The sequence below is a fragment of the Micromonospora sp. NPDC005979 genome (assembly GCF_040614415.1).
Classification (GTDB): domain Bacteria; phylum Actinomycetota; class Actinomycetes; order Mycobacteriales; family Micromonosporaceae; genus Micromonospora.
On record NZ_JBEXUR010000001.1, the window covers coordinates 414632 to 427185 of the forward strand.

9 protein-coding genes are annotated in these 12554 nt (G+C 73.0%); 5 read left to right on the top strand and 4 right to left on the bottom strand.

Annotated elements, in window-relative coordinates; all coding sequences use genetic code 11:
• The first annotated feature begins 2 nt into the window (after positions 1–2).
• Genes ABZ272_RS01710 through ABZ272_RS01720 form a run of 3 tightly spaced genes read left to right on the top strand, consistent with a single transcriptional unit; the run spans position 3 to position 4291 of the window.
• On the top strand, positions 3–518 hold the full coding sequence (locus ABZ272_RS01710; RefSeq protein WP_355047955.1) for a hypothetical protein: 516 nt from the start codon (positions 3–5) through the stop codon (positions 516–518).
• Positions 518–3277 (top strand): FAD-dependent oxidoreductase, encoded by a 2760-nt coding sequence (locus ABZ272_RS01715; RefSeq protein ID WP_355047956.1) that lies wholly within the window; start codon positions 518–520, stop codon positions 3275–3277. Before ABZ272_RS01710 ends, ABZ272_RS01715 begins: the two co-directional genes overlap by 1 nt.
• Positions 3278–3295: 18 nt before the next feature.
• Positions 3296–4291 (top strand): DUF2156 domain-containing protein, encoded by a 996-nt coding sequence (locus tag ABZ272_RS01720; RefSeq protein WP_355047957.1) that lies wholly within the window; start codon positions 3296–3298, stop codon positions 4289–4291.
• 68 nt (positions 4292–4359) lie between these two features.
• On the opposite strand, the gene ABZ272_RS01725 is transcribed toward ABZ272_RS01720, so the two are convergent.
• The 4 genes from ABZ272_RS01725 to ABZ272_RS01740 form a co-directional block, all read right to left on the bottom strand.
• Positions 4360–6219 carry a bifunctional UDP-sugar hydrolase/5'-nucleotidase gene (locus ABZ272_RS01725; protein ID WP_355047958.1) on the bottom strand — a complete coding sequence of 620 codons (1860 nt, stop codon included), beginning with the start codon at positions 6217–6219 and terminating at the stop codon, positions 4360–4362.
• Positions 6220–6346: 127 nt separating this feature from the next.
• Positions 6347–9082: a molybdopterin cofactor-binding domain-containing protein gene (locus ABZ272_RS01730; RefSeq protein ID WP_355047959.1), complete on the bottom strand. Its 2736-nt coding sequence runs from the start codon at positions 9080–9082 to the stop codon at positions 6347–6349.
• The gene (locus ABZ272_RS01735; protein WP_355047960.1) at positions 9079–9897 is read right to left on the bottom strand and encodes an FAD binding domain-containing protein; all 819 of its coding nucleotides are present in this window, start codon (positions 9895–9897) and stop codon (positions 9079–9081) included. The genes ABZ272_RS01730 and ABZ272_RS01735 overlap by 4 nt, the downstream gene beginning before the upstream one ends.
• 139 nt (positions 9898–10036) lie before the next feature.
• Entirely contained in the window at positions 10037–11590 is a 1554-nt protein-coding gene (locus tag ABZ272_RS01740; protein WP_355047961.1) for a helix-turn-helix domain-containing protein, read from the bottom strand.
• A gap of 134 nt (positions 11591–11724) precedes the next feature.
• On the opposite strand from ABZ272_RS01740, the gene uraD reads away from it, so the two are divergent.
• Together uraD and uraH are read left to right on the top strand one after the other, a co-directional pair.
• A complete protein-coding gene (gene uraD / locus ABZ272_RS01745; RefSeq protein ID WP_355047962.1) occupies positions 11725–12228 on the top strand; it encodes a 2-oxo-4-hydroxy-4-carboxy-5-ureidoimidazoline decarboxylase in 504 nt (167 codons plus the stop codon).
• Entirely contained in the window at positions 12225–12551 is a 327-nt protein-coding gene (uraH, locus tag ABZ272_RS01750; RefSeq protein WP_355047963.1) for a hydroxyisourate hydrolase, read from the top strand. The genes uraD and uraH overlap by 4 nt, the downstream gene beginning before the upstream one ends.
• Positions 12552–12554 lie beyond the last annotated feature (3 nt).

The window sequence follows — 12554 nt, forward strand, 5'->3', positions numbered from 1 at the left end:
CGATGGACCAGCTGAACACGTTCGACACGCCGACCACCGCCCGGCTGCATCGCGCTGAGTGGTTCGCCGGGCTCGCGCTGGCGAGTGGCCTGTTCATCGCGCACTGGGACGAGATCCGGTGGCTGCCGGCGATCGGGCTGTTCCTCTACATCGACCTGATCGGCTACATCCCCGGGGCGATCGCCTACCATCGCAGCCCGGACGGGCGGATTCCGAAGGCGTACTACGTCCTCTACAACAGCATGCACAGCCTGCTCAGCGCCGGACTGGTGGTGGCGCTCTGGGCCTGGCTGATCGGGCCGGAATGGGCGCTGCTGGCGATTCCGATCCACCTCTTCGGTGACCGCTCGCTCTTCGGCAACCAGCTCAAGCCCTTCGGCGTGCCGTTCGAGCCGAAGCGTCTGCCCGCCTTCGACGCGCTGCTGCGCGAGGTGACCGGCCGTCCGTCGTCGGCCCCTGCCGGGCGAGCCGACGCACCGGTCCCGACGGCCACGTCGAGACCCACCTCGGTGGCCTGATGAGCCGGCCGGACTCCGCGGCGAGCGGTTGGCAACGCGACGACCCACCGGCCGCGCGACTGCCCGCCCTCGCCGGCGACGAGGAGGCGTCCGTCGTCATCGTCGGAGGTGGGCTGGCCGGGCTCGCGCTGGCGTACCAGTTGACGAACCACCTGCCCGCCCGCGACATCCTGGTCCTGGAGGCCACCGAGGTCGGCTCCGGCGCCAGCGGACACAGCACCGGCATCGTCGGCCCCGGGGTCGGCGGCCCGATCACGACACTGGTCAGACGGTACGGACGGGACCGGGCCCGGACCATGTTCGCGGCCACGCTCGACGGGATCGCCGCGCTGCGGCGGTTGGCCGAGACCCTGCCCGACGGCTGTGAGCTGACGGACGGTTTCCAACTCGTGGCCGCGTCCGCGCCCGCACACGCCGGATCGCTCCGCCGTCAGGCACAGACCCTGCGCGACCTCGGCTTCGACGCCTCGTACCTGGACCGCGACGGCACCACCGAGCGCCTGGGCAGCGGCCGCTACCACGGCGCGTTGTGCTACCCCGACGTGGCGCTGGTCAACCCGTGGCTGCTGGTCCAGGCACTCCGGGGGGCGCTGCTCACCGCCGGGGTGCGGATCGCCGAGAACACGCCGGTCACCGCGATCACCGGCGGCGACCCGGTCACGGTGACGGCCGGGGGACATCGGGTACGCGCCAGACGGGTGGCCCTGACCACGGACGGCTTCACCACCGGGCTGGGACTATTCACCCGGAACGTCGCGGTGATCCGTACCCATGTCCTGCGCACCGGCCCCGTACCCGCCGATTTGCTGGCGCGGACCGGTTGGGACGGCCGCGGCGCGGCCATCGACAGCCGGTCGTTCTTCAACTACCTGCGGATGACCGCTCGCGGCCGGCTGCTGTTCGGCGGTGGACCCGCCCTGCTGGAGCCGCGCGTCGACGAGCGCGCTGTCGCCGCCGTTCGGGACCGGCTGGTCCGCGAACTCGCCGCGACCTTTCCGGCGCTGGCGGACGTGCCGGTGACCGACTTCTGGTCCGGCGTCACGGCGTCCACGTTCGACCGGCTGCCGATCGTCGGTCCGGTTCCGGGCCGGCCGGGTGTGTGGTTCGCGGGGGCGTGGTGTGGACACGGCCTGGCCCTCTCCGCGCTGACGGCCGAGCTGCTCGCCCCCCGGCTGGCCGACCGCTCGGATCCGACGGCGGCCGACCCGACCGCGCCGCTGCCGGAGCTGCCCTGGCTGCGCGGCACCGCGGGCCTGATGCCGACGGGTCGGATCGGCAATCTGCTGCTGGCCGGCTACCTGCGCGGATTGGACGCGGTTGACAAGATCGCCCCCGCCCGTCGCGCGCCAACCCCACCCGCCCGCGTGGCTCCGGTCCCGCCGACCGACCCGACTCCGGCCAGCGAGTTGCCGGTGGCGGCGACGGGCGGCTCGGTCGCGGGCGGGAACCCGGCGGTGGAGCAGCAGGTCGACGTCGTGATCGTGGGAGCCCGGGTGGCCGGTTCGGCGCTGGCGGCCCGGCTCGCGGCGGCCGGTCTGTCGGTGGCCCTGTTCGACCGCGGCGACCTGCCCGCGCCGACCCTGTCCACGCACATCCTGCACGGCACCGAGGACCTGCGGATCGAGGGCGTGTACGACACCGTCGTCGGGCTCGGTGTGCCACCGCTGCACGACGTCTTTGTCCGGTTGGACGACGTGAAGTTGCACTTCCGCCACCCGGACGACCCGGGGCTGTGTCCGCCTCGGGACGTCCTCGACCAGGTCCTGCTGGACCGGGCGGTCGCCGCCGGCGCCAAGACCTCCACCGGCACCGCCGTCGTCGGTCTGCGGCGCGGAGCGGACGGCGCGGTCACTGGTGTGACCGTGCAGCGTGCCGACGGTTCGGTCCGGGACGTATCGGCGCGGCTGGTGGTGGGAGCGGACGGCCGTAACTCGTCGGTGGCCCGGTGGGTGGGTGCCCGGCAGTACCTGACGGCGCGCAGCGAACGCGCCCTGCTCTGGCGGTACTTCACCGGCGTACGGATCCCGCCGGCGCTGCTGTGGCACCGCATCGGGGTGCACATCGTCTCGATCCTGCCCACCGGTCCCGAGGATTTCGTGGTCATCGCGCAACCTCCGGAGCGCCTGCAGGGCGAGCTGGCCGGTCGGAAGGTGGCCGGGTTCCTGCGGCACGTCGAGTCGGTCAGCCCGGAGGTGGGCCACCTCGCCGCCGCCGGCGAGCCGGTGGGGGACCTCCACCGCATGGTGCGGTACCCGTCCTTCTTCCGGCAGCCGTTCGGGCCGGGCTGGGCCCTGGTGGGCGACGCCGGGCACGCCAAGGACGCCACCCTGGGACACGGGATCAACGACGCGCTGCGCAACGCCCGCGCGCTCGCGGCGGTGCTCACGGCGCACTGGGAGCGGCCGGCGGCGCTCTCGTCCGGGCTGGCCCGGTGGGCCCGGGACCGGGACCGCGCCGAGTTGCCGAACTACTGGTACGGCCAGGACATCGGCCGGGGCGGCACGGTCACCGCGATGGAGCACGCGTTCCTCGCCGGCCTCCAGCGCAACCCCCGGGCCGTGGGCCGGCTCGACGACGTGATGGGTGACCGGCTCGACGCCGACCGGCTGCTCACCCTGCCCCGGCTGGTGGGTGCCGTCGCCCACCGGGTGACCGGCGGCGAACCCGCCTCGGCCGTCGGGCGTGAGGCCGTGGACCTTGTCCAGCTCGCGTGGGCACGCCGGCGCGCGGCGACCCGCCACGACCCGTCCGCTCCCTGACAGCTGGAGGCCGCCGCCATGGAACCGATGACCGCCCTGGCCGTCCTGCGCCGGCACGCGCAGCACTCCAGCGCCGCGCTGGCGCTGAACAGGGAGACGCGGCACTTCACCGTGACCGGTCTCGACGGGTTCATCGCGTACCGGCCGGCCGGGCGGCGGCACGCCGTGCAGCTGGGCAGCGTCTACGCCGACCCGGAGGACCGCAAGCGGCTGCTCGGGGCGTTCCACGGCTGGGCGCAGCAGGAGGGCCGGCGGCTGTGCGCCGTCCAGCTCACCCCGGACGACCTCGACCTGTACGCCGAGTTCGGTTACCAGCTCAGTCAGCTCGGCGCGGCGTACTCGATCGACCTGGACAGCTTCAGCCTGCGCGGCCGCAAGTTCGAGAAGGTCCGCAACAAGTTGGCGCGCTCCCGGCGGGCCGGGGTCACCGTGGTCGAGGCTGGCCGGGACGTGCCGTACGACGCGGCGCTCGCCGCGCGGCTGGACGCCCTGGACGCCCGTTGGCTCGCGGACAAGGGCCGGCACGTCAAGCAGATCGAGTTCCTGGTCGGTGAACGTGCCCGCCAGGACGATCCCGTACGCCGGCTGTTCCTCGCGTTGTCCGACGGTGAGCCGGTGGCGTACGTGTCGTACTCCCCGGCGTTCGGCCGCGAGGGCGGATGGCTCTACGACATCACGCGCCGTGAGCCCGACGCGCCACCCGGGGCGGTCGACCTGGCGTTCGTGGTCGCGTCGCAGCGTTTCCAGGCCGAGGGCGCGCGGTGGCTGCACCTGGGCCTCACGCCGTTCCGGGAGCTGTCGCCCGGGCACCAGCCGGCCGGTGGCAGCCACCGGGGCACGGACCGGCTGATCGGGTTCATCGCCGAGCACGGGGACTGGATCTACCCGGCCCGCAGCCAGGCCGAGTTCAAGGAGAAGTGGCAGCCGCGGGTGACGCCCGAGTACGTCGGCTTCTACCCGAGCGTGTCACTGCGTACCGTCTGGCGGTTGCTGCGGTTGACCCGGGCGGTCTGAGAGGCCGACGGTCGTCTCCGGAAGCCGCGCGGGCTTTCCGGAGACGACCGTTCCGTCTCAGCTCCGTGTCACTCGACGGTCAGGCGGATGCGCCGCCGCCGGGCCGCGACGAGCGCGACGGCGCCGGCCAGCAGCAGGATGATGCCGGCGCCGGCGATCGTCAGGGCCTTGACGCCGGTGATCGGCAGACCGGGTTCGCCGGCCCCGCCGCCGTTGCCGGTGCCGCCGCTGGGGCTGGCAGTGGGGCTGCCGGTGGGCTCACCGCTGGGGCCGCCGCCGACCGGGGCGCCCGGCTGGTCCACGGTGTACGCGCGCTCCACCGTGTCGGCGGTGACCGGGGACTTCGCCCGGAAGTAGTCGACGAGCACGGTGAGGTCGTTGTCGCCGGTCGCGAGCGGGTCGACACCGCCGGCGAGCGCCTTGAAGTTGTCGCCGCCGGAGGCCAGGAACGAGTTCACCGTCACCCGGTAGGTGCCCTTCGGGTCGATGACCGTGCCGTTGAGGAAGATGCGGTCGGCGATGACCCGGTTGCCGGCCGGACCGTTCGGGTCGTAGACGTAGCTGAAGCCCTTCGAGACGCCCAGGTGCAGGAAGGGCCGCGACGCGCCCGCCGGTTGCCACTGCTGCTCCAGGGTCTCCTTGATCTCCGCACCGGTGTAGGTCTTGGTGATCACATCGTTGGCGAACGGCTGGACGGTGGCGGCGTCGGCGAAGGTGACCGTGCCGTCGGGACTCTTGACGAAGTCGGCGCGCAGGCCGCCCGGGTTCATGAAGGCGATCTGCGCGCCGCCCCGGTTGGCCGCGCGGGTGCCCTCCAACTGGACGTCCGCGATGAAGTTGCCGAGGGTCGACTCGCTGCCACGGTCCTCGACGCCCTCGGCGGTGACGGCGCGCTTGATGTCGGCGGTGATCTCGCCGATCTTCACCTTGCCCTGCACGTCGGCCTCGGCCTTGGTGTCGGCGACGAACTGCGCGACCGCCGGGTCCGCCGGGTAGCCCTTGATCGGGAGGACGGCGCCTTCGGCGGCGGTCACCTTACCGTCCGCGACGGTGAGCTTGATCTGGTCCAACGCGTCCCCGTACCGGCCGGTCTGCACGACGGGCCGCTTGTGCCCCAGATTCGGCACGTCGTACGAGCAGTTGTACGGGACGTGGGTGTGACCCGAGATGATGACGTTGATGTCGGCGCTGGCACCGGTCACGATCTTGCCGAAGGCAGTGGTCGGGTCCGCCACGGCGGCGCAGGCGGCGGCGTCCGTGCCGCTCGCCTCCGAGCCCTCGTGCACGAGGAGCACGACGGCGTCCACGTCGTCGTCGGCCTTCAGCTTCGCCGCGACGCGGTTCGCCTCGGCGGTCGGGTCCTTGAAGGTCAGGCCCGGGATGCCGGCCGGTGACACCAGCGAGGGAGTCTCCAGGGTGACCGCGCCGACGACGCCGATGCGGACGCCGCCGACCGTCAGCACGGTGGACTCCGCCAGGCGGCCGGGAGCGGCCTCGGTGCCCCGGTACACGTTCGCGGCGAGGTACGGGAAGCCGGCGCGCGGGATGACCCGGTCGTTGAGGTCGTCGAATCCGCGGTCGAGTTCGTGGTTGCCGATGCTCGACGCGTCGACCCCGATCATCTTGAGGAAGTCGATCGTGGGCTCGTCCTTCTGCACGAGCGAGATGAACGGGGACGCGCCGATGCTGTCACCGGCGGACAGGACCACCGTGTTGTCGTTGGCCGCGCGCAACTGCTTGATCATGCCGGCCATCTGCGCGGCGCCACCGACTCCCGCCGTGGGCGCCTCCAGGCGGCCGTGGAAGTCGTTGAAGCCGAGGATCTGCACCTCGGTCGGCGCGGCCTGCGCCGGGGCCGGCGCGGTGCCCAGCACGACGAGTGTCGCCGCGGCCGTGGCCAGAGCCGCGCGCATAGGAAGGGAACGCAAGGGATACTCCTCATCGAACCATCGGTGGAAGCGCCGTTCGGGCGCCCTCGAAGGAGATTGCTTGATCTTCGCGCTCATGGTCAATCATCTGTGTGAATGGCGAGTAACGTACCCGTTCACGTAACCATCAGGTAATTCTCGGTGCTGAGCGATGTTCGTGCAGAGCGAGCCAGACCCGGTCGGCGGTGAGAGGCAGATCGGTGAAGCGGATGCCGGTAGCGTCGCGCAGGGCGTTCGCCAGCGCCGCCGCGACCGGATTAAACGGGCTCTCACTCATCGACTTCGCGCCCAGCGGCCCGACGGCGTCGCGCGTCCGGGCGAAGTGGACCTCCGTGCGCGGAATGTCGGCGAAGGTCGGCAGGTGGTACTGCCGGAACGCGGCAGTGGTGACGGTTCCGCCTGCATCGACGCGTACCTCCTCGCACAGGGCGGCCCCGATGGCCTGCGCGACCCCGCCCTCGACCTGGCCCCGGCACTGCATGGGGTTCACGACCGTGCCGGCGTCGGCGGCGTGGACGCTGCGCAGGATGCGGATCTCGCCCGTGTCCGGGTCTACCGCGACCCGGAACCACTGCGTGTTGAAGGCCACCGAGCGTGGCGTGCCCGCGCAGTGCCCGTCGGCGGTCGTCTGCTCGCCGGCCGACTGGACGAGTTCCCACAGGTCCGGCAGGGGTAGCCGGTCGCCGGCACAGTCCAGGGCGTCGGCGTCGAGCCGGCAGTGCGCGACCGGTACGCCGGTGTGCGCGGACGCGGACGCGAGCAGGCGCTCGCGCAGCGCCCGACAGGCGCGCAGGACGGCAGTGCCCGCGACGATCGTGCCGGTCGAGCCGAACGCCCCGGTGTCGTGCCCGACCAGGTCCGTGTCGGACTGGCGGATGACGATCCGGTCGGGCGTGGTGCCCAGCGTCTCGGCGGCGAGCTGCTGGTGCACGGTGGTGCTGCCGTTGCCGAACTCGGCGGTGCCGACGGCGACCTCGAAACACCCGTCGGGCAGCAGCGTCACCCGGGCGTCCGCGTGGTGCCCACCGGGTGGCGCGGTGGCGATCATCGACAGGGCCATGCCGTGCCCGGTGAGCCAACCGGGCGGCGCGGGCGGTCCCGCGTCCCGCGCGGCGGCGGCGACGACGTCCAGACACTGGTCGAGCCCGTAGCTGCCGACGGTCAGGTCGTCGTCGTGGCCGGCCGGAGGAACGAGTCGTTCACCGGGGCGTACGACGTTGCGGGCGCGCAGGGCGACCGGATCGACGTCGAGGCGTCGCGCCAACTCGTCGAGGACCGACTCGACGGCGAAGCTGACCTGCCCGAGGCCGTAGCCGCGGAACGCGCCGGCGGGGACGGTGTTGGTGTAGACCGCGTACCCGTCGACTCTCTTGTTCGGGCACCGGTACACCGACAGGGATTCGTGGCAGCCGTGGAACAGCACACCGGGCCCGTGGTTGCCGTACGCGCCGGTGTTGGAGACGACCCGCAGGCGGATGCCGGTCAGGGTGCCGTCCCGACGGGCGCCGGCGGTCACCTCGACGGTGAAGGGGTGCCGGGTGGTGGTGGCGGTGAACTGCTCCGCGCGGGTGTGTTCGAGTTTCACCGGGCGGCCGGTCCGCAGCGCGGCGAGGACGACGAGGTCCTCGACGAGCATCTCCTGCTTGCCGCCGAACCCCCCACCGACCCGGCCGGTGAGCACCCGCACCCGGTCCAGCGGCAGGTCGAACAGCCGGCACAGCGCGCGGCGGGTGAGGAACGGCGTCTGGGTGCTGGAGCGTACGGTCACCCGTCCGTCGGCGTCGACCCAGGCCACGGCCCCGTGCGTCTCCAGGCTGGCGTGCTGCACGCGTTGGGTGCGGAACGTCTGCCGATAAACGAGGTCGGCGGCCGCGAGCCCGGCGTCCACGTCGCCGACCTCGGCGTGGATCTCGCCGACCACGTTGTCGGCCGGTCGGGCGATGCCGGCCTCGGCGCCCCGGTCGCCGTGCAGGACCGGCGCGCCCGGTGCCATGGCCTCCTCCGGGTCGACGACCGCCGGTAGCACCTCGTAGCGCACGACGACGCGTCGGCAGCCCTCCTCGGCGGCGGCCTCGGTGTCCGCGACGACGGCGGCGACCCGTTGGCCCACGTGGCGCACCACGTCGTCCAGGAGCCGGGTGTCGGCCGGGTCGTCGCTCGGATGCTCGTGCTGCGCGGTCGAGTAGCGACGGTCGGGGGCGTCCGCGTGGGTGAGCACCGCGTGCACGCCCGGCAGGGCGAGCGCCGCGCTGGTGTCGACGGCCAGGATCCGCGCGTGTGGGTGGGGCGAGCGCAGCACCTTCAGGTGCAGCAGCCCGGGTACGTCGACGTCGAACGTGTACCGTGCCGCGCCGGTGACCACCTCCCGGCCGGCCGGCGCCGGCACGTTCGCCCCGACCGCCGCGCCCGAGGCCGGCTCGTGGACGTGGCGGTCACCGCGAACGGCGTCCTCGATCGCCCGGTAGCCGGTGCAGCGGCACAGGTTGCCCTTCAACGCCTGCGGGAGCGCGTCGAGTTGGCGCTCGTCGAGCGCGGCGGCCGTCATGATGAACCCGGCCGTGCAGAAACCGCACTGGAAGCCCTGCGCGTCCAGGAAGCGCTGCTGCACGGGGTGCAGGCCGTCGGGCGTGGCCAGGCCGCCGATGGTGGTGACCTGACGACCTCGGGCCCGGACCGCCGGGTAGACGCAGCTGTGCACGGGTTGGCCGTCGACGTGCACCGTGCAGGCGCCGCAGTCGCCCGTGTCGCAGCCCTTCTTGACCCCGAAGCGACCGCGTTCGCGCAGGTAGGTGCGCAGGCACTGGCCGGGCCGGGGGGCCTGGGCGCACGCCGTCCCGTCGACCACGATTCCTCCGGTGGTCACCGCGTGCTCCTTTCGGCGAGTTCGGCGCGGATCTGCTCGGCGAACAGCACGGTGAGGTGGCGTCGCCACCGTGGTAGACCGTGTACGTCGTCGACGTACCGCTCGGCGGGGATGCCGTCGGTGACGGCCTGCCGCAGGGTCCCGGCCGTGGGCAGGGCGTCGAACCGGAGCTGCACCGGCCGTACCGTGGACGCGGTCACGGTGAGCACGAACGACCCGTCCTGGTCGGTGCGGCCGACCAGCAGCGCGGCGGACCGGCCGCCGACGAACAGGGATCCCCGGCGGAACGCGGTCGGGCCGCGCAGGGTGGCGGCGGGCAGGGTCATCGACCGCAGGAACTCCCCGGGTACGAGGGCGGTCGTGCCCTCGCCCGTCACGAAGTCGGCGACCGCCAGCTCACGCCGGCCGCCCTCGGCGGTCAGCAGCAGGCAGGTGCCGTCCAGGGCCGCGCCCAGCGAGATCATCGGGCCGGCCGGCAGCGCGGTGCACAGGTTCCCGCCGACGGTCGCCGTGTTCCAGATCTTGAACGAGGCGAGGAACGCCTCGCAGCAGCGCCGGACCAGCTCCCGCAGTGCCGTGGGCCGCACCGCCGTGGACCGGGCCAGCTCCGCGATCGTGCACGTCGCGGCGATGTCCAGGCCGCGCGGTGTGGCGGTCACCGGCGGCCAGTCCTCGCCGGTCAGGTCGCGGAGCCGGCGGAGGTGCCGCTGGGGTTCGGAGAACAGGTACGTGCCACCGGCGAGCCAGGCGTCGCCCGGTTGCCAGCGACCGGCCGCCGCCGCCGGCACCACGGTCCGTACCGAGTTCAGATCCACCCCGCACACCCCGTCCCGCGAACCCGGTCGGCTCACCTGACAGCCATCTCAGCAGTGCGGGAGGCCGCAGCCCATTGGCGCACGACACGAACGCGGTCGTGCGCTCAGCGCCGTGAGTTGGGCGTTCGCACAGCGGGCCCTAGTGGCGTTGCAGTTGCAGCGCGAGGTACAGGTCGACGCGGTCGTCGAAGCGGTGCAGCTTGCGGCCGGTGAGCTGCTCGATGCGCTGGATGCGGTAGCGCAGGGTGTTGACGTGCACGTGCAGTTCCTTCGCCGTGCGGGTCCACGAGCCGTCGCAGCGCAGGAACATGTCGAGGGTGTGCACGAGTCGTGCGTCGTGCGCGCGGTCGTATTCGGCGAGGGGGCGCAACAGCCGGCGGTGGAACGCCCGTCGGGCCTCGGTCGGGACGCCGGCCAGCAGCAGCGCGTGCGAGGACAGGTCTCCGCTGGACACCACCGCCACCCGCTCCTGCCCGGTGACGGCGTACCGGTAGGCGTGGCGGGCCTCCTCGACCGCCGTGTCCAGCGCGTCGACCCCCGATGCCGCGTCGCTGATCCCGATGGCGAACCGCTCTGCGCCCAGAGCCGGTGTCAGTGCCCGCGTCGCCTGGCGGATCCCCTGCACGAGGTCGGCCGGGCTGCCCTCGCTGGGGGAATCGACGGGGATGAGCGCGTGGACCTCGTCGCCGACGGTCGCGATGGCCGACGTGGGCGCCAGCGGCCGCACGACCTCCTCGACGACACTGAGCGGCAGGTCGCCGGGCGTCGCCGTCGCGGTGCCGGCGGTGAGGGCGAGGAAGGTGGCGTCCGGGTCCAGGCGACACGCTTCCAGACGCGCCGCGATCTCGGCGGGCGCGGCTCCGCCGGCCAGCGGTCGCAGCAGGAGCGCGGCGAGGCGACGCTCGACGTGCAGGTGCCGGTCGAGGTGGGCGCGTTCGAGGGTGAGCAGGGTGACCAGCCCTTCGACGGCTTGGCGGCGCTCGGGCTGCCAGGTGGTCAGGTCGCCCGCGCAGGCCAGGAACCACGTGCCGACCCGCCGGCCCGGGTGGGCGCTCGCGCCGAAGAGCGAGACGCGCCGGTCCCGGCCGACGCCGAGGACGTGGGGCAGCCGAGGGGCGGTCAGGAACGTACGCGCCAGACGGGCGCACAGGTCGCCGTCGATCGGGGCGGTGCCCGCGACGAGCCGGCCGGTGGGCGACAGGACCCAGCAGGGGATCTCGGCGGCGGCCGACGGCAGCAGGTCGGCGAGGTGCGCGTCCTCGGTGAGCGCCGCGATCAGACCCTGGTGCCGATGCACGGTCGCGGCCAGGCCGGTGGCTCTCTCGGCCCGCAGGGCAGTGCCGATGGCATCGCTGACGACGGTGAAGGACACCTCGACGGGTACCTCGAAGACGGGGACGTCGTGACGTGCGCACGCCTCGACGACATCGGCCGGGACGGTGCCGAACGCCGCCGCGCCGGCCCCGACCGCGCTGACGCCCGCCCGCGCGACGGCCGCCGCGAACACCTCGGAGTCCGTCGGACCGCGCCTCCACATGAGACCGGTGAGCACCACCTCGCCGCCGGACAGGTAACGGCTCGGGTCGAGCAGGTCGGTGGTGAAGAACTGCTGGATCACCCGCTCGCCCTGGCTGTGGCCGCTGAGCAACGTCAGTTTGAGGCCGGCCTGGCCCAGGAGGTCGTTGAGGCGCATCGACAACTCCTTGCCTTGGAGGAAGCTCCAGAGACCGTAGGGCGGCAATGTTTCAAGTTCGGTTCGCTCGCCCAATGCACCCGGGTCGATGCCGCTGCTTGACTACCGCCACCGCAGGGTGGAGGGGAGGTCCGGTGCACGAGCGTCTGACGTGGTTCAACGCGTTGCCGGCGGCCGACGCCGAGCGGGAGCTGTCGGCGTGCTGCGCGTCGCCGTCGTGGGCGCGGGCCGTGGCCGCCGCCCGTCCCTTCGCCACCCCGGCGGCGCTCGTCACCACGGGATCCGCGACGCTCGCCGCCCTGCCCTGGCCCGACATCGCCGAGGCGCTGGCGGCGCATCCCCGGATCGGGCAACGGGCCGACGGCGACGGGCGCGACGCGACCTGGTCCCGCCGCGAGCAGGCCGGGGTCGCGGACGGCGACGAGGGGACCCGACGCGCCCTGCACGAGGTCAACCGCGCCTACGAGGCCCGCTTCGGACACCTCTTCCTGATCTTCGCGAACGGACGGTCGTCCGCGGAGATCGTCGCCGCCGCCACCGCCCGGCTCGCCAACGGCGCGGCGGCGGAGCGGGAGGTGGTCCGGGCCGAGCTGACCCGGATCACGACGCTGCGACTGACGAGGCTGATGGACGAGTGAGCCTCTCCACGCACGTCCTCGACACCGCCCGGGGGGAACCGGCCCAGGGAGTGGCCGTGCACCTGTACCGCTGGGCCGGCGACCGGTGGATCGACGTCGCCACGGGGCGTACGGACCCCGACGGGCGGCTGCGCGACTGGGTGCCCAAGCGGCGCTGGGCCCGAGGAACGTACCGACTCTGCTTCGACACCGCCGGCTATCTCGGCCTCGGGGCGTTCTTCCCGGAGGTGTCGGTGGTGTTCGTGGTCACGGATGTCTGGCGGCACGTGCACGTGCCCCTGCTGCTGAGCCCGTACGGCTATTCGACGTATCGAGGGAGTTGACCC